Raw genomic sequence first — 25,947 nt, 5'->3', positions numbered from 1 at the left:
CAACGCCCGGTTACGAACAGGACTATCATGTCAGATCAAAGACAACAAAACCTGACACGGTTGCGCGAAGACGCTGCGTTTGACGTGGTAGTCATCGGCGGGGGCGTGAACGGAATAGGGGTCTATCGTGAACTTGCTTTGCAGGGGCTGCGGGTGTTGCTGGTCGAGCGGAACGATTTCGCCTCGGGGTGCAGCGCGGCCCCGTCACGGATGATCCACGGCGGCTTGCGATATCTTGAAAACGGTGAATTCGATCTGGTGCGTGAATCCCTGCAGGAACGCGATGCTCTGCTGCGGAACGCGCCGCATATGGTGCGGCCTTTGCCGACGGTCATTCCGATTACGTCGGTCTTTTCGGGCGTGTTAAATGCAGCGGCGAGCTTTGTCGGTTGGCAGGGCAAGCCCTCGAGCCGTGGGGCGGTGCCGATCAAACTTGGTTTGACGCTCTATGATTGGGTCACACGTAAGCGGCGTATCCTGCCAAAGCATCACTTCAATAGTGCAAACCGGACCCGCACGGACTGGCCTGAATTGACGACCAAAGCCACGCGGTCGGCGGTGTATTACGATGCGCAGATCACCCATCCGGAGCGGCTTTGCGTTGAGATGATCCGGGACATGCAGGCTGCGGCTCCGGACTGTGTCGCCCTGAATTATGCGGAAATGACGCGGGACGGCGAAACCCACACCATCACGGATCGGCGCAGCGGCAAGACCATACCGGTTGAGCCTAAAGTGATAGTGAACGCAACCGGTGCGTGGCTTGACGATACAGTGCAAGCCTTTGGCAGCGGCGCGAACGAAAAAATGGTCTCGGGGACCAAAGGTTCGCACCTGATCATCGACAACCCGACCCTTTTGCAGGCGCTTGGCGGGCATATGGTCTATTTCGAAAATACCGACGGGCGGGTCTGCATCGTATTTCCGTATCAAGGCAAGGTGCTGGCAGGTTCCACCGATATCCGCGTCGACAAGGCCGCGCGTGTGCGGTGCGAACCCGAGGAATTCGACTACATCCTCGGTTCGCTTCAACTGGTCTTTCCAGGGGTTGAGATCGAGGCCGATCAGGTGGTGTTCAGCTATAGCGGTATCCGCCCGTTACCACGCAGTGATCAGGATTTTACCGGCCGGATTTCGCGCGGCCACTACACGCGGCGTCTGGATGGGAAAGTTCCGCAGTTCTGCATGATCGGTGGCAAATGGACCACTTTCCGCGCCTTCGGAGAGCAAACGGGCGATGAGGTTCTGGCCGTACTCGGCACGACACGCCGGACGTCCACCCTTGGGCTGGCCATTGGCGGCGGTGTTCAGTTTCCCGATGACCCGATCACTTTGCAAAGCCGGCTGGTGGATGAGTTCCACGTCACGCACGACCGGGCGCAGCACCTGGTCGAACATTATGGCAGTCAGGCCGATGATGTCGCGCTGTTCTGTCAATCGTTTTTGGACACACCTCTGATTGTCGACTGCCCCTACACCGTGGCCGAAATCATCTGGCTGATGCACACCGAGTTTGTCGAGACACTGTCCGACATCGTCCTGCGCCGCACCCCGCTGGCCATAACAGGACAGATTTCCGAAGCATTGCTGGACCGGCTGGGCCGCATCTTTGTCGAAGAACGCCAGCTTAGCCCGCAAGAAATCACCGATCAGAAAGAAACGCTGATCCATGAATTGTCCGAGTTCTTTGGCGTCTCAGCCGCGACTCTGACCGCACGAAACAAGGAACGGAGAACAGAATGCGTGTAAGCACCAAAGCCCGGATGAACCGGATGTTTACCAACGGTGGATGCCTGGACGTCGCGATCGACCACGGGGTTTGCAACGAGCCCAGCTTCATGGTCGGGCTTGAGGATATGGCGGGGGTCATGGACACGCTCATCGGGGCCAAGCCGGATGCGATCCAATGTACCTATGGGCAGGCCGATCTGTTGCAGGCGCGGCCCGAGAAGAACAAACCTGCGCTTGTAATGCGGATCGACATGGGCAACCCCTATAATGATCAGCGGCATCGGGTGATGTGGTCGATGTTGCAGAACGCCGATGAGCCAATCATCGGCGCGCTTGAGATGGATGCGGCGGCCGTGGTCGTCAACCTGTTCATGTTGCCTGATGAACCCGAACTCTTCCGCCAATGTGTCGAGAATATCAGCCGGGTACGCGCAGCTTGTCACAAGTACGGCATGCCGCTGATGATTGAGCCACTGGTCATGCTGCCAAACGATGTTCGCGGCGGCTATCAGGTGGACGGCGACGCTGAGAAGATCGTGACGTTGGTGCGTTTAGCCTCAGAAATGGGGGCTGACATCATCAAGGCTGATCCGACCGAAAACCCAGAAGATTTCCATCGTGTCATCGAGGCCGCGCGCGTGCCAGTTCTGGTGCGAGGCGGCGGCAAGGAAGACCTGAAGAATGTGTTAATGAAATCAGCGGCCCTGATGGCGCAGGGCGCGCAAGGGATGGTCTATGGCCGCAACATCTATCAGCATGACAATCCGAAGGCGGTTGTGGCGGCTTTGATGGCAATGATCCACAACGGGGCGGGCGGCGAAGAAGCGTGGGACATCTATAACCGTGGCTGAAAACCAGTACATATTGGGGCTGGACGCGGGGAACACGGTCATCAAGGCTGTTCTCTTCGACTTGCGGGGGCGCCCGGTTGCGATGCAGGCACTGGACGGTCAATCCTCGACCCCACAACCGGGGCATGTGGAACGCGACCTGAATGAGCTGTGGGTTAATGCACGGCAGGTGATTGCCGGTTGCATTGACACTGCCGGTATCAACGCGGCCGATATCATAGGTGTTGGGTGCGCAGGCCACGGCAACGGGCTTTACCTGTTGGACAAGGCAGGCGAAGCCCTGCTGGGCATTCAGTCTCTGGATACCCGCGCTGCAGGGCTGGCCGAAGAACTTTCCGACGCGGCAGGTGATGCTCTGCACAGCTTGTGCCTGCAAAAGCCCTGGCCGTCACAGACGCCCGTACTACTGGCTTGGATAAAACGCCACCGGCCCGAGATCTATGCCCAGACCGGCACGGTGATGCTGTGCAAAGACTTCATCACTCATAAACTGACTGGTGAGCGCGTCAGCGATATTTCGGACATGTCGGGCTGTGGTCTGACGCGTATGCCCGACTGCACCTATGACGATGGTCTATTGGCGCTATACGGGCTGAGTGATGCAAGCGAGATGCTGCCTCGCCTGATAGACCCGGCAGAGGTTGCCGGAACCGTCAACGCCGAAGCCGCGGCTGCAACAGGGCTTCTCGCGGGCACACCGGTGATCGGGGGCTTTTTCGACGTCGTCTCCAGCGCAATGGGCTCGGGTGTGGTGCGCGCGGGTGAGGCTTCGATCATCGCAGGCACATGGAGCATCAATCAGGTGTTTTCGGACGTGCCTGCTGTCAATGATGACCTGTTCATGGTGTCTGGCTTTGGGCCGAAACGGTTCATAAATATCGAGTCCAGTGCCACATCAGCTGCCAATCTGGAATGGTACGTGCGCGAATTCGTCGAACGCGGCGTACATCACGACGACCCTTTCGGTTACTGCAACGCGAAGGTGGCCGAGGTTCAACCAGCTGCAGATGATCCGTTCTTTCATCCGTTCCTTTATGGTTCGGGGCAGGGGGCGTCTTTCAGGGGTGGTTTCTATGGCGTTGCCGGCTGGCATGGCGAAAGTCATATGCTGCGCGCGTTATTCGAAGGCGTTTTATTCGAGCACCGACGTCATATCGAGGTTTTGAAAGCTGCGGGCGTCAGCTTTGGTCAGGCAGTTCTTTCGGGCGGCGGATCGCGCAGCCCGGTCTGGCCGCAGATGTTCGCCGATTGTCTTGGCGTCCCTATCTACGTGGCCGAGGCACAAGAAACCGGTGCCTTAGGTGCGGCCATCGGTGTGTCGGTGGCGACCGGTGCATGTGGTTCATATGAAGAGGCGATTGGCCAAATGACCCGCCGCAAATCCGAGTTCCTGCCGAATGCGGCTATGCAATCGCATTACGAACTGCGTTACACACAATACCTTGCGCTGATCAAAGCGATGCGCGGGTTTTGGGAGACTGCACAGAATTCGATCGAAAGGTAGTTATGATGAAAGCCGTGGGATTTTTGAAATCGCTTCCTATTGATGCCGCCGATAGTCTGTTGGACGTCGACCTGCCCGACCCGATCATGCAGCCCAACGATCTGCTGGTCGAGATTGAGGCGATCTCGGTGAACCCGGCGGATGCCAAGCGCCGCATTCGAACGGCCGCTGAACAGGACCACTCCGAGCCGTTCATTCTGGGATACGACGCTGTAGGAATTGTTTGTGATCTTGGTGCAGAGGTCACAGGTTTTTCAAAAGGCGACCGGGTCTGGTATGCGGGGGATGTCAATCGTCCTGGTTCCTATGCCGAGTTTCAGGCCGTCGACCATCGTATTGCCGCGTTGGCTCCGAGTTCAGCTAGCCCACAAGCGGCGGCGTCTTTGCCTCTGGTATCACTGACGGCTTGGGAGATGTTGTTTGACCGACTGCAAGTACCGACAAACGATACGCCTTCCAGCTTGTTGGTCATTGGAGGGGCGGGAGGGGTCGGATCGATAACTCTCCAACTGGCGCGCAAGCTGACCGGACTGCACCTGATCGCGACCGCCTCACGTCCGGAAACGGTTGACTGGTGCCGGCAAATGGGTGCCCATCAGACGGTCAACCACAACGATCTGATTGCCCAAGTTCGGATGGCAGGGCACGAAAACGTGGACTACATCACGCAGTACGCCGACACGGCGCAGCATTGGGACGCAATGTGTGAACTCATTACGCCGCAAGGCCGGATTGGGACCATCGTAGAGACAAGCGAAAAGCTGGACATCTCGGCCCTGCAGGGCAAGTCCGCCGCGCTGATGTGGGAGCTGATGTTCACACGATCCCTGTACGGCACAGCAGATATGGCGCGCCAAGGGCAGATTTTGGCACGTGTCGCCCGTCTGGTTGATGATGGCATCATCCGGACAACCGAACAAAAAACACTTCATGGCTTGTCAGCGGCCACGATTAAAGAAGCCCACGCGATCATTGAATCTGGCCGCATGATCGGCAAACTCGTCGTCGCATATTAATCAGAAAGACCAATACTCCATGACAGACGTCCGGAAACTTGATGGGGATTACGACTATATCATAGTCGGCGCGGGCACGGCCGGGTGCGTTCTGGCCAATCGCCTGACAGAAAATCCCAAAACGCAGGTGCTGCTGCTCGAGGCAGGGGGCTCAGACAACTACCACTGGGTGCATATACCCGTGGGATATCTTTATTGCATTGGCAATCCGCGCACGGACTGGATGATGAAAACCGCGCCCGAGCCGGGCTTGAACGGACGTTCGCTGGTTTATCCGCGTGGCAAGGTTCTGGGGGGATGCACCTCGGTCAACGGCATGATCTATATGCGCGGACAGGCGGCGGACTACGATCATTGGCGGCAGCTGGGCAATGCCGGATGGGGTTGGGATGACGTGCTGCCCTATTTCCTGAAATCCGAGGATCACCATGCCGGGCCCGCAGACATGCATGGGTACGGAGGGGAATGGAAGGTCTCGAAACAGCGCTTGGAATGGGACATTCTTAAAGCCGTGCAGGAGGGCGCCAAGGAATTTGGCATTCAACCGCGCGCAGATTTCAACGATGGCAGCAACGAAGGGACCGGGTTTTTTGAGGTCAATCAACGCAACGGTGTGCGTTGGAACACGGCCAAAGGCTTTTTGCGCCCGGCGATGAAACGGCCCAACTTGCGCGTTCTGACCCATGCTGAAACCGAAACGCTGTTGTTCGACGGCAAGCAGGTGATGGGCGTGCGCTATCTGCACAAGGGCGTTCAATATGACGCCTATGCCGGGTCCGAGGTCTTGCTGGCGGCGGGCGCGATAAACACGCCCAAAATTCTGGAATTGTCAGGCGTGGGCCGGGGCGATGTGCTGTCTGAACATGGCATCGTCTTGCATCACGAAAGTCAGGGCGTCGGTCAGAACCTGCAGGACCATTTGCAAATCCGCACAGTGTTCAAGGTCCGGAACGCAAAAACATTGAATACGATGGCGAATTCACTGGTCGGGAAAGCAAAGATTGCATTGCAATACGGCCTGACGCAATCAGGGCCAATGTCGATGGCCCCCAGCCAGTTTGGGATGTTCACAAAATCCAATCCCGATCTGGCCACACCCGACCTGGAATACCATGTGCAACCGCTGTCCACCGATAAGTTGGGCGACCCGCTTCACCCGTTCCCGGCGATTACCGTCTCGGTCTGCAATCTGCGGCCTGAAAGCGTGGGCACCTGCCATATTCAGGCGAAGGACATCAAAGCACAGCCAGACATTCGCCTAAACTACCTGTCGACAGAAAACGACAAACGCGTTGCAGCGAAATCCGTGCGACAGGCGCGGAAGATTATGACGGCGAACGCTCTGAGACCCTTTCAGCCTGAAGAAATCTTGCCCGGCCCGGCGATGGAGACAGAGGAAGATCTTGTGAAAGGTGTAGGTGATATCGCCACAACTATTTTCCACCCTGTCGGCACCTGCAAGATGGGCTCGGATGCATCTGCTGTGGTCGGTGCGGATCTCAGGGTGCATGGACTGTCGGGATTACGGGTGGTTGACGCATCTATCATGCCAAAAATCGTATCCGGCAATACGGCTTCTCCGGTTGTAATGATTGCTGAAAAAGCAGCGGATATGATCCGCAAAAGAACCTGACAAGTGACGTATATTGCGCATTGCGGATGTAAGCCGGGAAACCGTGCAGCAAGAGCTCCTCTCTGTTCATCCCACTGAATGTTCCGAAAAGCCTTTTTTTCTTAGTGCGTTGCGCAAAGATCCATCCAGAAGAAGAACGGCGGGAACGAAGAAAGCCATCATGCCCAGCCCAATCAGGACAAACCGGACTAGATCATGGGCTTCCGAAAACAGGTTTAGCCTGTCTGCCAAGAAAATGGGAATGCAAGCCAACGCAAGCGCCGGTAGCACTGCCCAAGACCTGCAGAGGATGACATGCCAGTGAATGCCGGCATAACGCTTCATGATGATTGCGTTGATCGAAAATACAATGATCGAAGCCACCACTTCGGACAAGGCAATAGCGGTTATGCCGAAAGACGCGGCCGACAGGATTGCGGCAATTGTGATCCCTGAATACAGCGCCATAATCCAAGGTAATTTCTGAACTTGACCAGCCAGCGTTAAAATCGCGGCGCTGGCATTGCCGCTGCAACGGATCAGGGCAGCAACAGCAAGGATACGTAGCACCGGTGTTGCGGGCTCCCAGCCGGGTCCCAAAATCCCGGCTGTCAGCGTATCCGCCATGAGGAAGACACCGATAAACAAGGGAACCACCCCATAATACAGAATGGGAAAGAAGCGCAGCGAAAGTGCCCCAAATCTAGACGTATCGCCATATGCATCGCGGCTGCGGCGAAAAAGATTCCATGACAATATACGGGTCGTTTCGCTGACGATTTCTTCAAATGCCGCGACAATGCGCTGCGCCGCACGATAATATCCGGCTGAGGTCGCGCCCAAAAACCCACCAATAATCAGGGTTGCGAAATAGATACGAACATTCACCACTAGACGGGTCATTATGATCTTTTTGGAAAAGGCCACTGTATCCGCAAGCGTCTCACGCCCCATGACTTTGGGTGTGGTTTTACTGACAATACATCCACTGATGCTCCAGATTACGGCGCCGCAAAGCCGTCCCCACGCCAGTGCCATAACACCAAACCCCTGATACAGAGCCCAAATCGCAACGGCCAGGTTCGCAACCTCCGCAATGGGCGTGATCAGCGCAGCAGCCGTCAACCGGTCCTGCCGGACCAAAACGCCATTGTATGCTGCACCCATCGAAGTGAAGAACATACCGACTGACAAAACCTGAAGAAGCGGCTTAGCAACGGGGTCAGAAACTATGCCCCCGATAGCGCTGCCTATCAAAACACCCACCGCAGCGATGGTAAAACCGCATAGAATAGCCACAAAAAGAGTTTCGCGAATGCGGTCCTCGGACCCATGCCATTGCATGATGTACTCTGACCAGCCTGCCATTGAAACTTGCGTCAGGATAACGACCATTGCGGCAGCCAAAGCAAAAACGCCAAACTCGGCAGGAGTCATCAGACGTACGGCCACCAAGAAGATCGCAAACTGCGTCAACTGGGTAAAAATCTTGGATACCGTGGTCCAAACCCCGCCACGCAACGCGGTATCCGCTTTTTTGGTCGACATTGTCATTGGCTCAACCTGTCTGGCGCATCAGCCCTGATGCCAAATTCGGGCTGGTGATCACCACCATTCTCGTCAGTGAAACTGGACGGCAATCCCAGCCAATACAGACAGGAGCGGGCGTCAAATCTATCGCAATTGATGCTTTCCAAAACGCCCCTCCTTTACGTGGCCACTTGGGCCCGCACATGTTCTGCACCCGGAGTTGCGTTCAGATTTCCGAGGATATCGCGATACAGAGTCAGTAAGGCGTCGCACCAGGCTTGCGGTGACAGTGAGATGAGGCCTGCACCCGTTCTGGCATTCGAAGCCATTTGCGCGATGCGATCATCGTCCGAAGACAGGCCGACCAATGCGGCAGCCAGCGCATCCCGATCTCCGGCAGCAAAGCTCTCGCCCATCTTTTGAGCGCAAATGTCCCGACTAATTAGCAGGCTATCCGATGCCAGAACCGGAACGCCACATAACAAGGCTTCGACCGGTGCCAAACCAAATGGTTCCGGACCCAATGTCGGCGCTACCAGCATCCGGGCTTTGGCCATAGCATGCTCTAACCCAGCGCGATCTTGCCAACCATCGAACTGGTGTTCGGGGAAACCGGCTTTCAGTTCTGCCAGATCCAGACCGCTGCCCACAAAGCGCATTTTGACGCCGGCACGCCGTGCGGCCTCGGCCAATAGGAAGACCCCTTTGTACTCGTGCAGATCGCCAACGTACAGAAACTCACTGTTCTGATGGCATGGCACCGGATCTGGCAAAAGAGGTTCTGACGGATTGGCTATAGCGACTACCGGGCCGGGCGTGCCGTCCGGAAACAGTCGGTGTTCCATGCCCGGGTGGATTAGCAAGGTCGTGACGTCCGGCAATAACTTGCGTCGCGTTCGGTTTTGTAGCGCTTGCCGCGACACCCGCCAGATTTTCTGCCCGTAACTACGCTTGTCACAGTTATGCAGTATGCATGACGCGGACATCGCAACGCGTGGACAGGTGTTTTGCTGGCGGAAATCAAAAAACGCGCCATTGGGACAACTCAGAAAGTAGTCGTGGGCGTGCATGACTGCGCGGCTTCTCACCGGCTTAAGAGGGCACAAAAGCGAAGGCGACAAAGTCTGATGATACCCATGGACATGGTAGATGGTACCCGGGCAGTCATTTTTTTTGATCCAAGTGGCTAGCCGCTTCTTAACCCTATGATTCCAGAGCCCCGACGCGGCTGCGGACAGTCCACCCTGATCCAACAAGCTTTGACCACCCATAGATATCAGCTCGACCCCAGTCGGCATCTGCCCCCCATCGTCGCCACAAAAAAATGTAACAGGGATGCCCTGTCTCGCAAGCAACCAGGCCTGAAGAACCGCAAGCTTGGAAGCCCCTCCGCGAATTTTTGCGAAGTCACTAAGTACCACCACGCGACTTGGAGCTGGGTTTGTCATTCGAAACGCGCCACTTTCTCAGGGTTAATCCTGCCGCGCGCCAAGTCGCCAAAGGCATGCAGGTTTCCTTTCAAGCGCCCCAACCGATCAATTTCAGGCTCGGAATTGAAAGACCTGACAAAGTTGCTCGCCAAGTTTCTACACATGATGTTCAGAGCGCGATTAAACGCCATCGTCCCTTTTCTATGCAGATAAAGCGGGTTGGCAATTTGCGAGTACCCAACACGCAAGCCGCTTGATCGCCCAACCTTGGTTCCTAAATGGACACCTCGCAAATTGCTCGATCGAACGATGCGACCATACGCAGCCATCTGGCGTGAGAAATCTACATCCTCAAGCCAAGCGTAAAGCTTGAGCCGCGTATCAAAGAGTATTTTGTCCAACAAAGCTGGTGCAGCGCGCAGCGCCATGTTGCAGCCATAGCAATTGTAGATGTCAGTAATTTCAGGAGTAATGGTGGGCGCTGTTCGCGAGACCATTTCCAAACCTCGCAAGTGGCTGATTCCCGGGCCATGTATTCCATCTGCCAAAACTGTCCCAGTTGCCATGACGACGTCGGTCCGAGACTTGAACAGATGTTCTAGGTTGGCCAGATAATCCGGCGCCATTAGAAAATCGTCATCCAAATACAGCAGGACATCTTCTTCCTGCAGCATGCTCAAGGCTGTGTTTCGTTGAATACATGAGCCGCGTTCGCTTTGAACGATGCAAACTGGGAATGGCAAATCGGCAATTTTATGCGCGTCAATATCGTCGGCCCGCGCAACAACTACGATTACGAGGTCTGGAAATCTTTTTTGGCGCGCTATGTCCAAAACTGTAGGAACCACAATTTCTGGGCGGTTTGTAGTCGGGATAGAAACGATTAATCGCATGATGCTAACACACTTTAGACATAATATTGCCGATAAACCGCCGCCACAGCCTGCATTGTTGACAGGTATTCGAACTCAGCGTAACCGTGATATTAATCATGAAAAAGAAAAGTCGAGCATAGCAAATGGCCCTCGTTCACGAGAATAAAGCGTTGCGTTTCAACATCATCGAAATGATAGAATCCGCGTCACCAAAGTTACTACGCAGGCTGGTGATAGGCGGTTGTCTCCTCTTCTGGTTAGTCGTAATTTTATTTGTTTTCTTCTGACCGCAATCCTAGGTTTCGCTACCGAGCGCCATCGCTCATGATCATCACTTTTATCGTCTTGAGAATGATCTCGATGTCGCGTCCAAATGACCGGTTGTTCACGTAATCAACATCCATCTGTACTCTTTCGGCATAGGTTGTGTTGCTCCGCCCACTGACCTGCCAATACCCGGTAATCCCCGGTTTGACCGAAAGGTAGTCACTGAAATGCTCGCCATAGTGCGACGCTTCCGCAGCAACGACCGGGCGAGGTCCGACAATCGCCATGTCACCCACTAAGACGTTCCAGAATTGCGGCAGTTCGTCTAAGCTAGTCTTGCGAAAAAACTCACCAACTGTAGTGATCCGCGGGTCATCATCCAGTTTCTGTTGAGCTTCCCACTGAGCGCGTGCTTCGGCGTCAGATTCCAGGATCCTTGCCAAACGCTCTTCGGCGTCTCGTGCCATCGTTCTAAATTTGAGGCAGTTGAATTCTTTGCCATCTCGACCGATACGTTTGTGCCCAAAAAATATGGGCCCACCGTCCGTTATCAAAATAACCAGCGAGATCAGAATAAGAAAAGGAGAGAAAAAGATCAGCGCAAAAAAAGCGAACAAACGGTCAAACAACGATTTGAGAAAAGTGTCTGAACCACCGTTGTACTTCTTTAATCGACAAGAAGATGAGCCACCGAGCAATGAAGACTCTACTTCAGCCCCACGATCAAAATTCGTTCTCATTACACAGCCAATCGTTAATACACTATACAAAATGCGCGACCCGGAAAACATCGGCCCGCAGTACAATTCCCCGCCTTTCAAAGTATAAGTAAATCCCTGTCGAAGCCGCAACTTTTTTGTAAAATCGAGAAAGGGCAGCGGGCGTCCTGTGGATAACCTACTTCTTCAAGTCAGTTTGTCGCCAGAAGGTCAACAGTACTCAAGTTTACCTCCGGACTGTTCCAGGCAGAAAAATCCAACAAAGCTAAACGCGATTCGAAAACCCTTCGGCAGAAGGTGCTAGCGGCTCAATCGTGCGGCCCGCGAAAACCTGTTCACGGGCAACGACGCACAGCCCCGAAATCGCCATAAGAAGCAGAGTTGGATCCGGTGTCGTTGCTGAAACTAACATGGCTGTCAATAATGTCAGCGCGCAAACGCGACCAGCGCTAAACAACCGTAGCGTGCCGCGATCGGCTCCTGAAGCTGGCAAACCAATTGCGCTGAAAATGAACATCAAAAAAGCAATCGTTCCGGGAAAGCCCACACTTCCCAAAAGAACGGATGCAATGCCATTCCCCCGCACTGAGCCGACTCCGGCCCCAAGCCCCCAGGTTTGGAAGAAAGTATCAAACCCAGCCGCAGCCCACGCGCCGCGTTCCCGTCCTGATAGGGAATCTTGTTTGGAAAAAACCAAACGGTCTAGAATATCTGAAACGCTATCCATCACGACTGGCACCAGAAGTAACGCACTGATCGCAATGGCGAGACACGAAACACCTATGACCATGAGATGCCCAAACCCACGAGACATACTGAAGCCCAAGAAAACTCTGAAATGCAGAGTCACGAAGAATATCCCTGCGGCAAGAGCGGCTATGCCTGTGCTGGACATGGCAAGCACGGCGCCAACAAAATTGGCTGCTGCCAAGATGCCGTGGCTTTGCGTTCTGACAACCAAGTAAGACATAAAAAAGTAAGTAAAGAACGCAGCCGAAGCGGCCCCATAAGCGGACGCTTCGGCATATCCTCCGATCACCCTACTGAACGGCCCCACCAGATGTTCGTTTAGAAGGGTATAGTCGGCAGTTCTGACTAGGCTCAAAACCGCATCGGCACCCAGAAGGTCTAAGAGTCCAAGAACCACGTTAAGCGAGGCGGCCCAAACCAGTCCTTTTTCAATGAACTCTGCCCCGCGCCGTCTGGCGACAAAAACTGTCGCTAGAAAGAAGGCAAAGGACAGCAGGATATAGACCGATTGCGCTATGTTGGAGTTTGTAGGCCGTAGCGGCAGCATTACAGAGCTGAAGAAGTTACTAACCTGTGGCCCTCTGTTTGTCACCGTCATCGGGAAAACAAGAAACTGCCCCTCGAACAGGCGCACAAGGACGATTCCGGAGAAAACAGAGTACAACGCAAAAACAAGAAGATAGACACCCGACGGGGGCAAACGGAATTCTGCCGACCCAGGCGCATGCGTAATCCGCCGTAAGATCAATAGAAAGATCGAAAGAATAGCCAATAAATTGGCAATGATCATTGAGAGACCACCGGCAACCAACGCTGCGAACATCCCAAATGGGATGACCGCTATGGCCATCAATATCCCATTGTCAGCATTTCGTGCGCTGAGCCAAAGCCACAATAACAAGAATGCGGCTGCAGCAGGATAAACAGCCATTTTCGTCCTCGCTTACAACCTCGGAGCGTGAACCCCGAACGGAACATCTATTAATTTGGTCAAATTCACTGTTTCGTCTGTTACTTCGACAAGCATCGTTGCCCGAATCGGTTATCGGCAAGCGGCATATCGAAAATCGTTCTCTGTCAAAGTAACTGAGCATATTCAGATCGCGAACCGGAAGCACTAACACCCCAAAATTCGAGCAGCAATTGCCAACTATCTCTCACAATGTTTCTGAACTGTTAACAGTAACGAGCGCATTTTGCCTTTGGGTTTTCCCGAATCCGGTTTGAAAGTAATTTGGCGGAGTATTTTCTTCGGGCTCAGGAATCATACTGGCCGTTTTTCTCGCTTTTTGTGCGGTGGTAATTTTTTGTTTAGATCACGAGAAACCCTAAAATTTGGCTCAAGTCTTTTGAAACGTGGGATTGGGCTTCCGGTTTCAGCGGCTTGGGCTCGGCTAATGACGACCGGCATTCGCCCCCCGGCCATGGTTGGCGCTTATCCAAACTATGCAACGGCCGCCGTCAAAGCCCGCGGCAACGGGTATAATGATAAGGACGTGGCACAGGTGAACACCGGCCTGATGCGCAAAACCGTTGTCTGGGATTACCCGGTCATTCATTGGATTAACGAAGTTTTTAGCGAAGGAATGCACCTGCTGGATGCAGGGGGGCATTTCGGGTCGAAATACATCGCTTTTCGGGATTTGTGTCCAATCGACAGGTTGCAGTGGACAGTTTACGATTTGCCCGTAACCGTCGATCTGGCCCGCGCCGCACAGGAGAGTCAGGAGTTACCTGCTGAAATTGTATTTCAAGACGACCTTGCGAAAGTTGGTCAGATAGACGTGTTGCTAGGGTCGGGCCTGATGCAATACTTGGATATTTCTCTGGCTGAATTAATCGGCAAGCTCGACGCTCCACCCAGATACATCTTGCTAAACAAGGTCGCGACTCGCTGTGGCCCGACCGTAGTAACTCTGGAAAAGGTCGGGCCTGGCCGGGTGCCTTATCAAATCAGAAACAGAAATGACTTTGAAAAAAACCTAACCGAAATGGGCTATGTAATACGCGATCAATGGGACATCCCATCTCTTGGTCGTATCATTTCAACGCATCCCGGTTTGGGCCCAAGTGTCAGCCGAGGCTATTTTCTGGAACGTCGTGAGCAGGCTCGGACGATTGGATCACCGGATCGCCACCGAAGCTCGACAGGGCCACCTGTATCGCGCAGGGCCAACGCGCCGATCCAACCCGGCGCAGGTTCGAAATGAATTAAAGTCCAACTTAAAGGGTTGTCGTCTTCAATCCGCGTCAATCGGGGCGGAACGCCGGGCGAGAGGGTCACATCGAAAGAATCAAGGGGCATGTACAACCCATGCCCCAGTGATTTCAGAACAGCCTCTTTTCTGGTCCAGCAGCGAAAAAACCCTTGCAACCAATCCGACGGTTGCAAGCACGACAACTCGGCGTATTCCGCTGGAGAGAAATGATGTTTAGCCACCGCATCTTCGATAGGTCGCACCAACTCGATATCGAGACCCGGATGGGTATACGGGCACACTGCCAATGCAGCCCGACCGCCAGAGTGACTGAGGTTAAACCCAGGGCCATTTTGCAAATACGGCTTGCCATGCGGCCCGTACTCAAACTCGACCGCCTTGGCGTCAAGACCAATGTAATCCGCCAAGATTCTCCGCAATCCGGCGCGACCTACAATGTACATGCTCCGATCACTGGATTTGACAAAACGATCGGCCCTTCGCAGTTCGTCAACCGACAGTTCCTTACTAAAATGATCAAGGTGTTCGTCCGCTTCTTCCAGAGACCACAGCCAAAGATCCACACTGAGCACGCAAAAAATCCTTCCTTCTAATACCGAAACTACTCGTGGCGAACCTAGCAAGTCGATAGGGTGTTTAAATGAAACGCAAGGTTGTTCTTGTTATCTGTTCCGTGATTGCAATTGGTTGTTTAGTCCTGATGGGCAAAACCCTTTTGGACAAAAACCGAAATCAAATCGCGTGGTGGGTACAAGCTGGTGCACCGGATTTAGCGGATGTCATGGTGACGGTGCCTGACGGCGTGCGCCTGGCGACGGATGTCTACCTTCCGGCTGAATCCGGTCCGCGCCCAACGGTTTTGATGCGCCTTCCCTACGGCAAACGAACCTACGGCGAAGTGCGGTTTTGGGTTAGAGAGCTGACGCGCCGGGGGTTCGCTGTGGTCGCTCAGGACATGCGCGGACGGTACGGATCAGAAGGGACATTCGCCCCATACCCCAACGAGGGTCCGGACGGCGCGGCCACGCTAGATTGGATCATTAATCAACCGTGGTCAAATGGACGGGTTGGAACACTGGGTTGTTCAGCTTTGGGTGAATCCCAACTCATGTTGGCGGCTCAAGGACATCCAGCCCTGCATGCCATAGTTCCAATCGCAGCAGGCGGCGCAATCGGGTCGGTCGAAGGGAAGAATGCCTATTTCAGTGGCTTTGAAGGAGGAGTTTTCAACCTGGCAGCCGGCGTCGGCTGGTTTGGCACAGAAGGCGGCAAAACCGCACCCAAGTCTGGTTATCATCCAATTGATCCGGACGATGTTCTCGATGGACTTCCTGTCGTCGGCCTTGTCGCACAATTGCGCTCGGACGAGACTGATTATGAAGCGTTTTTGCAGAACTTCGATAACCCTCAATACTGGCGGGACGCCGGCTATATCACCGGCAACGAGGCGTTCTCGGTACCTGCACTATTCATTGATACCTGGCACGATCCCGGAATAGATTCGAGCCTAACACTGGCTGAAACTCTGCAAAATGCGGGCGCATCCGTAAATACTATCATCGGCGCAGGAACACATTGCAACTACCTCGGTACGGACGGTGACACGGTCGTTGGGGATCTACCAGTCTCACCGGATCGCCGCATCGGCTATGTTGATCTCATTAGCCGGTTTCTGGCTTGGCACCTGGGGAACGGACCCGCCATTGATTTACCCGAATACACCTATTTTACACTCGTGGATAACCAGTGGCGCGAAGCCAACAAATGGCCGCCTGCCGACGCAATTCAAAAGCAACTATATTTGAGCGCAGGTCAGTCATTGCTCTGGAAAAAAAGCGCAATTTCAGACTTAAAGAGTAGCTTTTTGTCCGACCCCGAAAACCCTGTTCCCTCTATCGGTGGCCCGCTTTGCTGCACTGGAAATCCCGAGGATCGAGAAGGGCCCGTGTTGCAGAACTCGATCGAGAAACGAGACGATGTGCTGTTGTTCTCATCCGCACCGCTGGAACAGCCAATAACAGTCGCGGGCCCAATCCAAGCAAAGCTATGGGTCACCATTTCAACTCCGGATTCCGACCTAGTCTTGCGCATTTCGGATGTAGATACACAAGGAAATTCGCTATTGGTGCAAGAGGGCGCATTAAGGTTGCGATACAGAGGTGGATTTGAAACACCCGAGCTGATGACTCCAGGACAGATCTACGAAGTAACAGTCGACATGCGCCAAATCGCCTATAAGTTCGAAGCTGGTCATCAAATTCGGTTGCACGTGGCCGGAACCAACTTTCCGCGCCTTTCAAGAAACACCAATACAGGCGGGCCAATCTATTCTGAAACAGAGTTCCGATCGACAGAGATCACTGTGCTCAGTGACATTAACGAACCCTCCGCGCTGATCCTGCAAACCCTGCCGAATTGAAATAGGTCAAAAACAGCGAAGCGCTTAGACGGCCCAATCACTAAGGACAGCGTCAACGACGTTGGAGAACTCACGTCGAAACCGTTCTGCACCGAACCCGCTTGCGTGTTCGCTAATGTCGCCGGAATTAAAATGCGCGCGTTCAAACCGATGAATAGTCTCCACAATAGAACTGCTTGATTGATCGTCGAAGAACAGGCCTGTACGGCCCTCAATAACACTGTCGCGCACACCGCCTTGGCCGTAGGCCAACACAGGTGTCCCGCAGGCCATGGCTTCGACCGGGACAATACCAAAGTCTTCTTCGGCCGGGAATATCAACGCTTTCGCAGTCTGATACAGACCCGGCAAGTCTGCACTGGGGACCCGACCTAGCAACCGAACATTTGGAGGAAGATTCTGCTCTAACTCGGACCGCTGGCTACCATCACCTACGACAACCAGTTGCCGGTCGAGATCACGAAAGGCCTCGATGACCAAGTCCGCTTTTTTGTACGGAACCAGTTCAGAGACAAACAAGTAGTGGCTGCGTTTATTGGTCTCGTCAGGTAGGTGGTAGGCATCAAGATCGACCGGCGGATGCACAACTTGTGCGTCACGATGATAGTAACGCCGTATTCTCTGTGCCACAAAATTGGAATTGGCCACAAACTTGTCGACTCGGGCCGCAGTGCTGACATCCCAAATTCTAAGCCTGTGCGCGAGATGCGAAAAATACATCTTTTCAATCCGTGACAACCGCTTGCTGTAGGCACCGTACTGATCCCAGATGTATCGCATCGGTGAATGTGCATAGCAAATATGAGGCGTACCCGGTGGTGCGATGATACCTTTGGCCGGCCCACTTTCGGATGAAATGATCAGGTCATAACCCGACAGATCCAGTTCTTCGAGTGCCCGAGGCATAAAAGCCAGGTACTTTTGATAGTGGCGTCGCGCGCCCGGAAGCCTGGCGATGAATGTTTCATGGATGGGACGGCTTTTTAGCCGAGGCGACAGTTTGTCTGGATCGGCAACATGCGTGAACAGGTCAGCTTGAGGAAATAGGTTGACCAATTGTTCCAACACGTGCTCGCCACCGCGCATACCAGTCAACCAATAATGAACAAGGGCAACTTTCATAACATCACTGTCTTACAAACACTCAAATCAATAGTTGTACTTGTACGAATAGCTCCCAAGATCACGCGCTGCTGCATCCTGGCGACGTACCATTGTCATCACCGTTCCAAACACCGGTTGCCCATTCTCCTCCAACCTCGCAATCGAGCTAAGCACCACCTTGGCCGGTGTCTTGCCACTACGCACGGCGACCAGGGTTGTGTCGGCATGTTTGGTCAGCAGAATTGCATCTGACAAATACAGCACAGGCGGCGCGTTTACGATGATGACGTCGTAGCGAGCACTTACTCGGCTTAACAAGCCAGCAAACAGATTAGACGACAGCAAATCCGCAGCGCTCGCGCTTTCAGACGATGGTGAAATGACATCAACGCCAGCCAGATCGGATCGGATGGGTAAGTCCTTAATCTTTGCATTTCCATTAAGGTATTCCACCAAACACGGCCCGTCGGACGGTAGGTCCAATGCTTTTCGTACATCCGGATGCCGAAGGTCAGCATCCAACAACAAAACGGATGTTTTCGAAGTGCTGATTGCCCGCGCCAAAGCACAACATAGTGACGATTTTCCTTCTGTCGGAACAGAAGACGTTATCATTATTACTTTGGGCTGACGGGATTTCCCCAGCCCGAACAGGCTCGTGCGAATGGTGCGCACGTTCTCCATGAACTGTGATTTTTCCACGCCTGACAGTTCTTGTCGCAGCCATCTGTATTTGCTTCCAAAATGCCGGACGTATGGGAGCAAAGCCAGATTGCGGCGCTGTGTCAGCGCTTCCAATTCATCCGCTGTGTTCACCGGCGACCGCGCCAGATTTCGCAAGAATACGAAAGCAGTGGCTGCAGAAAGGCCGAAAACAAAGGCCGCGATCATGTGCAGGGTCTTGCGCGGACCAGAGGGGACAGACGGAACCTCGGCCTGACCAATAATACGCGCTTCTGGAAGCTGGAAATCCGCCTGTGCGCTGGTTTCCTTGAAGCGCGAAAGAAAGTTTTCGTAGACTAGACGGTTGGCATTCGCCGCCCGTTCCAGTTGCCCTAAACGTACCGAGGCCTTGGCCAGTGAATCCGCCCTCTCAGATACAACGGCGATCTGGCTCCTCAAAGCGTTCTCTCGATTGGTGGTCACGATAACGTCACCCCGCATTTCTTCGACCCTACGCCTCAATTCGGTATCAATCGATCGATCAATATTCGCGATTTGCGCGTTAATCCGAACCATATCCGGATGCCGACGCCCGAGGGTGCTAGCCAATTGAGCCTGATTTGTCGTCAATTCTGTTCTTTGCTGGGTCAATGTTTCCAAAAGCGGTGAGGTCACAACGTCTGATACTGCGCGTAAGCCGCCAAGATCTTGTAGCGCTTTAACCTGAGAGAGGCGCACTTCAGCATCCGCGCGCTCGGTTGAGCTGCCGACCAATTTAGTATTCAATTCGGCCAATAGCTGGCTGATGCTTTCTTCATTGCCATCCGCGATTTCGATCATCTCGGCCTTGAAATCAACCACCGCTGCGTCTGCAGCTTCAAGTTGAACGCTCAATTCAGCCAACCTGTCAGATAGCCAAGAATTGGCGCGCAATGTGGCATCCATTTTCGAGTCAAGCTGACTGTTAATGTACTGGTTTGCGATGGCGTTGGTTATGTCTGCAGCAAGCACCGGATCGGTGCTCTGGAAACGCACTCCAATCACATAGGACACCCCAATCTGCGTTACAGACAGATTGTCTCGCACCGCACTGATAATCCATGAACGTAGCGTTTCTTCGGGCAATCGCGCAGCGACCACATGTGGCGGATCGTCTCCGCGCAATAGACGTTTGGCCTGGCCGAATAGGCCTTCGCTGCGCTGTTGGCGGGGGTCGTATCGGGGATGCTCCAACAAACCCAATTCGTCAACAACCTGGCCAATCAGCACGTTCGACCGCATCGTCACGACCTCACCGGCCAGGACCGAGCTGTTCAGATTAAGGTCAGAAACCACTTCCTCGACAGGCGATACACTTTCTTCGCGCGTGTCGAGAATGATCTGCGAATAAGCGGTGTAAGTCGGAGGAACAAAGAGCAGATAAATGAACATCGCTACGGCGCACCCGATGGCCGCTGCGGAAATCAATCGTGCATTAACCCGTAAAATCGAGAACAGATACATCACGTCGATAGATTGGTAAGCTAGGAAACCGGCATTCGATTTGGCAGCGCGACCCACTTCGCGCGGGTTGGACGACTCCGGGTTTCTACGCACATTCATTGTAGTTCACCCAACGTTTCGGGTGGTTTCACCACGATAACCAGTAAGTCGCCAGGCGAAAGCTCGTCCCCGGGTCGCAACAGTAGCTTGCGAACCCCGTTGTCTTCGCGTCGGCGCACTTGGAATTCGAGCAGCATTTCGCTCTCCAAACCAGAGGCCGCATTCATCCACTGGTCCAAAAGCCCCAATCTGTCTTCGATAGAATTTCTGTTTGAAATCAGCTTCTTGATCTCGTTCCAGATCCGCTGGGATTCGTTGAGCCGCTTCTGCTCCAGATCCGAAGCGAACTGGGACAATCGTCCCTTGAGAGTTGCAAGTTGCACCAATGCCTCGGACTGTCGCTCGCGTTGATCCAACAGACTGCTTTCTGCCTGGGAAGTCTTAAGCTCAAAGTCTCGGACATCAAATTTTGGGATCAAACCTCGGGCCGCCAGATCAATCATTCTCTCCAGTTCTGTCTGAGAAACATCCACAATCCTTTGCTGCACGACTTCGCGCTGCCGCAGGATGGCGATCTGGCTTTCAGCTTCGGACACGGCCTGCGTCAGAAGCTCATGTTGGGTTATCGCATTCCGCGTCTCCAACGTGATGACCTGATCTTCACTTGCTTTATGTTCGTCAAACAACTCTCGGTTCACTCCCGGGCGCAGGTCTGGCGGCAGGTTAGACCAATTCAAACTGTCCTCGCCTTTCAACAATGCCTGAGCCCGTGCATATTGGGCGGCCGACAATGCAAGATCGTATTCAAGGCTGTTCAATGTGCCTTTCAGATTTCTACGCTCTAGAACACGGGCTTCTTCGTTGTTTGCAGAAATCGCTGGACCCCCAGCCAAACCGACGGCTTGTTCTGTAGTCATGAAAGGCTGGTAGTCGAAGTTTCCCGGATTCTTAACATCCCCCAAAACCGAAATCGGCCGGAAACTTGCAACCGAAAGCTCGATCAAGGGGTCCACAAAAATTTCGTTTTTTACGTAGGTGCGATGAATCAAATCCCTCGCATCGCCAACCGCAATGGAAGATACCTGTAGACCGCCGATGTAAGGTAACTGCACCTCACCATCGAGGCCTACAGTAAATCGCTGCGGTGGTTCATTATCATCGAGAATATCCAGTTCGAGCTCGTCACCCACGTTTATCAGATATCCATCAAGGGTTGTGGCCCGGCCAATACCGCCGACCATCACTGCGCTTACAAAAACGGAAACAGCGCACAGGCTACGCACGAGACTTCGCGCGGAAGCTAAATCAGAACCCTTAAGCCAAATCATCGAATCGCTTACAACTAAATAACAACTGTCACATGATAGCGAATAATTGTGCCCTGTCAGGAGCATTTCACCCCGTGAGTTGCGAAGTGCGGGCTTAAATTTATGATTGTTGTACGGCGCCTGTAGTATTTAGCGAGTTTTATTTGACTCGCGCGACTGCGGCAGAGAAACTTGGATTGTGTAATTAGTACCCGCATTTTGCCCTGTTCGCCGCATGCCGGGAGTTTTTTGGCTCGAAATAGCTTGCGAAACGTTTTTCCGCGTCCAGGGTGATTGGGTTTAGCGGAGCGATTTTTATGAAGGCATTGAAGCAGCAGCAGATAGTCGGAACCTTTCCCACTTCTGTTACCCAAAAACGGTGCTGGTTTATGGAGCAGATTCACCCCGGTAATAAGGGACTGAATCTAGCCATACGGTGGGAATTGCGAGGACCGGTAACCAGCGACATGGTTCAAACTGCGTTCCAGAAGATCATCGACCGGCATGAGATTTTTCGAACACGTTTCGTAGAACAAAACGGGGAGCCTGTGCAGGAAGTCTTCGCACATGTTGAATTCAAACTCGATCTCGTTGATATCCTTAATGTCCCCAAAGCCGATCGCGCAGAGCGGATTAACTCGATTGCCATTGCACATTCAGAACAGCCATTCGACCTGTCTGAACCCTGTCTCTTTCGCGTTGCGATGGTTCCAATGGAAACTGAACGCGCAGCTCTATTGATTTCGGTACATAACAGCGTGTTCGACGGATACTCCATCGGTGTCCTGGGTCATGAACTGGGCGTACATCTCGAAGCGCTGCAGACTGGTACCGATCCTGATCTGCCAGAATTAACACTGCAGTACGGTGACTTTTCTATGTGGCTTTCTGATTACGAACAGAGCGGTGCCATGGATGAAGAGGAAGAGTACTGGAAGCAAACCCTCGGTGGCATGGAATATTTCGAACTGCCGCTTGATCGACCGCGTGCGGCCTCAGAGCCCGAGCCGAAGTCATTTGCCAGAGAACTTCCGCAGGACTTCGAAACCAACCTTTCTGAAACCGCAAAAGAGCTGGATACCTCAGTCTTTGCCCTGGGCGTTTCCGCTTTCAGCACGGCGCTAGAACGGTTTTCGTGCCGCAATGACGTAAGCTTTGCTATCCAGGTTGCAGGCCGAACAGAAATAGATTTGGAACCACTGATCGGGATTTTCACTAATCCCATCGTCATGCGCCTCGACATTGACGCAAGCAGATCAGTAATCGATCAAGGTCGCGCTGCTCGTGAGGTCGTAAATGGCGCCCTGGCACACCAGACATTGCCCTTCGATAAGCTGGTTCAGGTACTAAACCCACCGCGAGACCCGTTACGTATCCCGTTGGTTTCGATCATGTTTAACCTTCAGCGCGTTTTCTTAAACGAAAGGAAATATGGCGATATAGAACTGGTTTCGGTTCAATCACACTCACCTGGTACGCTTTACGATCTCAATGTTAACATTATAGGTCGAAATTCAGGATGGCGTCTGGCGATAGACTACAATGCCAATCTGTTTGACGAGTCCACTATTCAGGCGTTTTCGGACCTTTTGCTCGAGGTGTTCCAAGCCTTGATGCGACGCGACCCCGCTCCGACCTCAGCGATAGCAGCAAATCGACCCACTAAGGTAAAAAACCCTCCGCTAAACCTGAATGGTTTTACGTCACTTGCAAAGCCAACACCGTCCCCGAACAACGTTAAACCTCGACTGGCCTCCTTGTGGTCCGACATTCTTGCGCTGCCTGTTGATCACGTCGACGGAGATTTCTTTGATCTGGGCGGTTATTCCGTACTGGCTTTGCAAATGTTGTCGCGCGTAGGAGAGACTTTCGAGACCAGACCAAGTCTGCACGCGTTTTTGAATGATCCGACTCTGGACGGGCTGGACAATCTACTGGGGCAGACCGAACCTGTTGCAACAAAGCATCCAACGCCTCGAGACGAAACAACGCCCGATTCAATCTGGTCTCTGGCCGAACTCAAATCCGCGCCAGAAACCGCGCCCATCTTGCTGACGGTTAATCAACCATTCCTTTATCAATCACTGGGCAAAGAGATCGGAGCAATTTGTGCTGTTGCCAATATCGGTATTGCTGATCAGGCGCAGCTCAATGCACTATCTCAAGCCGGATTCGACCCGGCGATTGACGAAGCGGCATCAATTGTTCGAGACCGATATTCAGGGCGCGACATACTTTTGTGCGGGCTTTGCGTCGATGGTCGTGTCGCGTTACGGCTAGCTAAGCAACTAACTGCTTTAGGCGAGCGGGTGCGTTGTGTTGGTATGATTGACACTTGGGCCCCCGGCGCAATTGGCAAGTTTACACGGTCTCAACGCATACGCGATAAATGGACCATTAGAATGCGTAGGCTTCGGTATTACCTAAGCCTACGGTGGCGTGGAAAGATCAGTACAACAGATCTCCTCGGTCAGAACGATTTTGCACAGCGTATTCTCCAAGCAACAGGGCTCGCACCACCGGCGTCTCCAACCGAAACGCTGGTCGACGACACCGTGGATGCTTTAGTAAGCCAAACGCGGGCCTACAGCTTTGAACCATATGACGGCGAAGTTGTTCTTTTTATCACAAGATCTCAGGCCATGGTTCCTGAAGATGGCGTATTGGGATGGTCGGAGCTGCTTTCGGCGGACACAGCTGTCTATCCGGTGAATGGCTGGCATGGTGACTCCCTCATGCGATCGGGCTTTGGCCGAATATCCGAAGTCTTCGATGTGAAGGCACGCCGATTGGAGAGCGACAGTGCAAAATGAAAAGCTTAAAGTCGCACTGGTAACACCACCGGGACTGCTAGGCTTGCAGGATTGGCAAGCGATATTGATCGACCGATTGCGAAGTGATCCCCGGTTTGAAGTTACGGGTCAGATTGTTGGCGGAATTGATCGGCGGGACCGTTCAGGAACACTTTTGATGCGCTTGTTAATGCGGGCCGAACAGGTTCTGGCCGCGCGACGTATTCTGCCTTATGATACTCAGCCGGCCGCAGATTTCCTTAGCACTCTACCGGTCACCCAAGATCAGGCCGACCTTGCGCTTGCGCTTGGCCCCGCTTCGCTGACAAAGTATCAGTTGGCCCAGCTCCGTTTCGGAGAATGGGCAGTTGCATTTGGCGGTATGAGCGACCCTTTCAAGGCTGCCATGACAACTGGAGCGGGCCGCGCCCCCCATGTCCAGGTCGAAATCCATTCGAGATCCTACGAAGACCCAACTCAACGGGTTTTTCGGCAAACCAGCTACAACCGCAAACCTGGCAGTGTTTTGACCGGAGCCTTTGTAGCTGAAAAGTCGATCCTGTTTCTGTACCACGCGATGAATGAACTGGCAGAGCGTCGCAGTGTGCCCGAAACCAGGCAGCTTCCCGAGGCTACCAGGGAAAAACCTGACTTTGAATCCTCACTCGTCTATGCATTCAACCTTGTCAGTGACGTGTCAGAAAAGCTGAAATCTGAACGTCTCGCACGTGCCGGACAAATCAGAGAGTCTTGGCAACTTGGTAGCTCATCCGGTCCGGTCTCAGGGTTTCATCCAGGAAAGGCAAAAGGCCTGCCGCGATCGTCTTGCATAATGGCCGATCCCTTCCTGTTTGAGCACCAAGGGCAACAGTGGGTTTTTTTCGAAGCCATGAATGCCGAAGATATCAATGGTCGCATAGAGGTGGCGCGTCTGGAAGGAGACTGTCTGACCGAACCCGTTACCGCGTTGAAGTGTACTTATCATCTTTCCTTTCCTTTCGTGTTTCGGGCCGGAGACTCGATCTTTATGATGCCCGAAACCCAGGCAGCTAAACGCCTTGAGATATGGCGTTGCACCAAATTTCCAGATGAATGGGAATTGCATGCCAAAGCATTCGAGGGTCAGTACTTAGCAGATTCCAGCATGTATCTTGGGGATGATGGGCGGTGGTGGCTGATTACCAACTTATCTGATCATTTTGCTTTTCAGGATCATTCCAGCGAACTGTATCTGTTTGAGGTCGATGGCCCGGATCTGAAAACGATCAAACCTCATCCAAAAAATCCTGTCGTGTTTGGGTCAGACTGCGCCAGAAACGCAGGGGCGATCATCCGGCAAGGGGATCGGCTATTCCGGCCGTCGCAAAACAACAGCCATGGCGTGTACGGTTTTGGCCTAAACCTCATGGAAATTATCAAGCTTGACGAAACAGAGTACGAAGAGCGGTTTATCCGGCAGTTCACGCCCAAGGATCGACCTGGTGTCAAAGGCATGCATCATCTGAGTGTTGCCGGTGGCCAGATCGTGATGGACTGGAGCAGCGCAGAATGAAGTGGAAACTCGCGATCTCAGTTGTGTTTCTGGCGGGATCAGCCATCGCCGACGAAGATGGGTT

At 53.4% G+C, this 25,947-nt stretch carries 18 protein-coding genes and 1 pseudogene; 10 read left to right on the top strand and 9 right to left on the bottom strand.

Features of this window, described 5'->3' with window-relative positions:
* The first annotated feature begins 27 nt into the window (after nt 1–27).
* Genes DS906_RS20385 through DS906_RS20365 form a run of 5 tightly spaced genes read left to right on the top strand, consistent with a single transcriptional unit; the run spans nt 28 to nt 6,735 of the window.
* Nucleotides 28–1,749: a glycerol-3-phosphate dehydrogenase/oxidase gene (locus DS906_RS20385; RefSeq protein ID WP_113791896.1), complete on the top strand. Its 1,722-nt coding sequence runs from the start codon at nt 28–30 to the stop codon at nt 1,747–1,749.
* The gene (locus DS906_RS20380; RefSeq protein ID WP_113791895.1) at nt 1,740–2,582 is read left to right on the top strand and encodes a class I fructose-bisphosphate aldolase; all 843 of its coding nucleotides are present in this window, start codon (nt 1,740–1,742) and stop codon (nt 2,580–2,582) included. Before DS906_RS20385 ends, DS906_RS20380 begins: the two co-directional genes overlap by 10 nt.
* A complete protein-coding gene (locus DS906_RS20375) occupies nt 2,575–4,086 on the top strand; it encodes an FGGY-family carbohydrate kinase (protein WP_233494859.1) in 1,512 nt (503 codons plus the stop codon). The genes DS906_RS20380 and DS906_RS20375 overlap by 8 nt, the downstream gene beginning before the upstream one ends.
* A gap of 5 nt (nt 4,087–4,091) precedes the next feature.
* Entirely contained in the window at nt 4,092–5,102 is a 1,011-nt protein-coding gene (locus DS906_RS20370; RefSeq protein WP_113791947.1) for a zinc-binding alcohol dehydrogenase family protein, read from the top strand.
* A 19-nt stretch (nt 5,103–5,121) separates the two neighbouring features.
* Nucleotides 5,122–6,735 (top strand): GMC family oxidoreductase, encoded by a 1,614-nt coding sequence (locus tag DS906_RS20365; RefSeq protein ID WP_113791894.1) that lies wholly within the window; start codon nt 5,122–5,124, stop codon nt 6,733–6,735.
* A 66-nt stretch (nt 6,736–6,801) separates the two neighbouring features.
* On the opposite strand, the gene DS906_RS20360 is transcribed toward DS906_RS20365, so the two are convergent.
* From DS906_RS20360 to DS906_RS20340, 5 genes are all read right to left on the bottom strand, one after another.
* Nucleotides 6,802–8,268, bottom strand: a complete 1,467-nt coding sequence (locus tag DS906_RS20360; protein WP_113791893.1) for an oligosaccharide flippase family protein — start codon at nt 8,266–8,268, stop codon at nt 6,802–6,804.
* A 155-nt stretch (nt 8,269–8,423) separates the two neighbouring features.
* Nucleotides 8,424–9,089, bottom strand: a complete 666-nt coding sequence (locus DS906_RS22245; protein WP_158541350.1) for a glycosyltransferase — start codon at nt 9,087–9,089, stop codon at nt 8,424–8,426.
* Between the two features lie 599 nt (nt 9,090–9,688).
* Entirely contained in the window at nt 9,689–10,567 is an 879-nt protein-coding gene (locus tag DS906_RS20350; RefSeq protein WP_113791891.1) for a glycosyltransferase family 2 protein, read from the bottom strand.
* A gap of 287 nt (nt 10,568–10,854) precedes the next feature.
* On the bottom strand, nt 10,855–11,556 hold the full coding sequence (locus tag DS906_RS20345) for a sugar transferase (protein WP_113791946.1): 702 nt from the start codon (nt 11,554–11,556) through the stop codon (nt 10,855–10,857).
* 244 nt (nt 11,557–11,800) lie between these two features.
* Nucleotides 11,801–13,216 (bottom strand): hypothetical protein, encoded by a 1,416-nt coding sequence (locus tag DS906_RS20340; RefSeq protein ID WP_113791890.1) that lies wholly within the window; start codon nt 13,214–13,216, stop codon nt 11,801–11,803.
* 466 nt (nt 13,217–13,682) lie between these two features.
* On the opposite strand from DS906_RS20340, the gene DS906_RS20335 reads away from it, so the two are divergent.
* Entirely contained in the window at nt 13,683–14,495 is an 813-nt protein-coding gene (locus tag DS906_RS20335; protein WP_113791889.1) for a methyltransferase, TIGR04325 family, read from the top strand.
* Nucleotides 14,496–14,536: 41 nt separating this feature from the next.
* On the opposite strand, the pseudogene DS906_RS22750 reads toward DS906_RS20335, so the two are convergent.
* Nucleotides 14,537–14,725 (bottom strand): annotated as a pseudogene (locus tag DS906_RS22750) (4'-phosphopantetheinyl transferase superfamily protein); the annotation flags it as partial.
* Here DS906_RS22750 and DS906_RS22335 point away from each other — a divergent pair.
* Nucleotides 14,714–15,097 carry a hypothetical protein gene (locus DS906_RS22335; protein WP_199528618.1) on the top strand — a complete coding sequence of 128 codons (384 nt, stop codon included), beginning with the start codon at nt 14,714–14,716 and terminating at the stop codon, nt 15,095–15,097. The pseudogene DS906_RS22750 and the gene DS906_RS22335 overlap by 12 nt on opposite strands.
* Before the next feature lie 47 nt (nt 15,098–15,144).
* The gene (locus DS906_RS20325) at nt 15,145–16,923 is read left to right on the top strand and encodes a CocE/NonD family hydrolase (RefSeq protein ID WP_113791887.1); all 1,779 of its coding nucleotides are present in this window, start codon (nt 15,145–15,147) and stop codon (nt 16,921–16,923) included.
* A gap of 24 nt (nt 16,924–16,947) precedes the next feature.
* Here the strand turns inward: DS906_RS20325 and DS906_RS20320 are convergent, their stop codons facing one another.
* Genes DS906_RS20320 through DS906_RS20310 form a run of 3 tightly spaced genes read right to left on the bottom strand, consistent with a single transcriptional unit; the run spans nt 16,948 to nt 21,560 of the window.
* Entirely contained in the window at nt 16,948–18,045 is a 1,098-nt protein-coding gene (locus DS906_RS20320) for a glycosyltransferase (protein WP_113791886.1), read from the bottom strand.
* Nucleotides 18,046–18,072: 27 nt separating this feature from the next.
* Nucleotides 18,073–20,292 carry a polysaccharide biosynthesis tyrosine autokinase gene (locus DS906_RS20315; protein WP_113791885.1) on the bottom strand — a complete coding sequence of 740 codons (2,220 nt, stop codon included), beginning with the start codon at nt 20,290–20,292 and terminating at the stop codon, nt 18,073–18,075.
* Nucleotides 20,289–21,560, bottom strand: coding sequence for a polysaccharide biosynthesis/export family protein (locus DS906_RS20310; RefSeq protein ID WP_158541347.1), 1,272 nt, complete (start codon nt 21,558–21,560; stop codon nt 20,289–20,291). The genes DS906_RS20315 and DS906_RS20310 overlap by 4 nt, the downstream gene beginning before the upstream one ends.
* Nucleotides 21,561–21,856: 296 nt before the next feature.
* On the opposite strand from DS906_RS20310, the gene DS906_RS20305 reads away from it, so the two are divergent.
* Nucleotides 21,857–24,352, top strand: coding sequence for a condensation domain-containing protein (locus tag DS906_RS20305; RefSeq protein WP_113791883.1), 2,496 nt, complete (start codon nt 21,857–21,859; stop codon nt 24,350–24,352).
* Between the two features lie 556 nt (nt 24,353–24,908).
* Nucleotides 24,909–25,883, top strand: a complete 975-nt coding sequence (locus DS906_RS22565) for a hypothetical protein (RefSeq protein ID WP_233494858.1) — start codon at nt 24,909–24,911, stop codon at nt 25,881–25,883.
* Nucleotides 25,884–25,947 lie beyond the last annotated feature (64 nt).

Source organism: Ruegeria sp. A3M17, from assembly GCF_003318255.1.
Taxonomy (GTDB): domain Bacteria; phylum Pseudomonadota; class Alphaproteobacteria; order Rhodobacterales; family Rhodobacteraceae; genus Ruegeria.
Note: the sequence above shows the minus strand (reverse complement) of the source record. Positions and strands in the feature narration are given on the sequence as shown.

Bases quoted from the DNA above. Each gene is read 5' to 3' on its own strand.
- DS906_RS20385 (WP_113791896.1), top strand. From the start codon at position 28: ATGTCAGATCAAAGACAACAAAACCTGACACGGTTGCGCGAAGACGCT.
- DS906_RS20380 (WP_113791895.1), top strand. From the start codon at position 1,740: ATGCGTGTAAGCACCAAAGCCCGGATGAACCGGATGTTTACCAACGGT.
- DS906_RS20370 (WP_113791947.1), top strand. From the start codon at position 4,092: ATGAAAGCCGTGGGATTTTTGAAATCGCTTCCTATTGATGCCGCCGAT.
- DS906_RS20365 (WP_113791894.1), top strand. From the start codon at position 5,122: ATGACAGACGTCCGGAAACTTGATGGGGATTACGACTATATCATAGTC.
- DS906_RS20360 (WP_113791893.1), bottom strand. From the start codon at position 8,268: ATGACAATGTCGACCAAAAAAGCGGATACCGCGTTGCGTGGCGGGGTT.
- DS906_RS22245 (WP_158541350.1), bottom strand. From the start codon at position 9,089: ATGGAACACCGACTGTTTCCGGACGGCACGCCCGGCCCGGTAGTCGCT.
- DS906_RS20350 (WP_113791891.1), bottom strand. From the start codon at position 10,567: ATGCGATTAATCGTTTCTATCCCGACTACAAACCGCCCAGAAATTGTG.
- DS906_RS20345 (WP_113791946.1), bottom strand. From the start codon at position 11,556: ATGAGAACGAATTTTGATCGTGGGGCTGAAGTAGAGTCTTCATTGCTC.
- DS906_RS20340 (WP_113791890.1), bottom strand. From the start codon at position 13,216: ATGGCTGTTTATCCTGCTGCAGCCGCATTCTTGTTATTGTGGCTTTGG.
- DS906_RS20335 (WP_113791889.1), top strand. From the start codon at position 13,683: ATGACGACCGGCATTCGCCCCCCGGCCATGGTTGGCGCTTATCCAAAC.
- DS906_RS22335 (WP_199528618.1), top strand. From the start codon at position 14,714: ATGTTTAGCCACCGCATCTTCGATAGGTCGCACCAACTCGATATCGAG.
- DS906_RS20325 (WP_113791887.1), top strand. From the start codon at position 15,145: ATGAAACGCAAGGTTGTTCTTGTTATCTGTTCCGTGATTGCAATTGGT.
- DS906_RS20320 (WP_113791886.1), bottom strand. From the start codon at position 18,045: ATGAAAGTTGCCCTTGTTCATTATTGGTTGACTGGTATGCGCGGTGGC.
- DS906_RS20315 (WP_113791885.1), bottom strand. From the start codon at position 20,292: ATGAATGTGCGTAGAAACCCGGAGTCGTCCAACCCGCGCGAAGTGGGT.
- DS906_RS20310 (WP_158541347.1), bottom strand. From the start codon at position 21,560: ATGATTTGGCTTAAGGGTTCTGATTTAGCTTCCGCGCGAAGTCTCGTG.
- DS906_RS20305 (WP_113791883.1), top strand. From the start codon at position 21,857: ATGAAGGCATTGAAGCAGCAGCAGATAGTCGGAACCTTTCCCACTTCT.
- DS906_RS22565 (WP_233494858.1), top strand. From the start codon at position 24,909: ATGAATGAACTGGCAGAGCGTCGCAGTGTGCCCGAAACCAGGCAGCTT.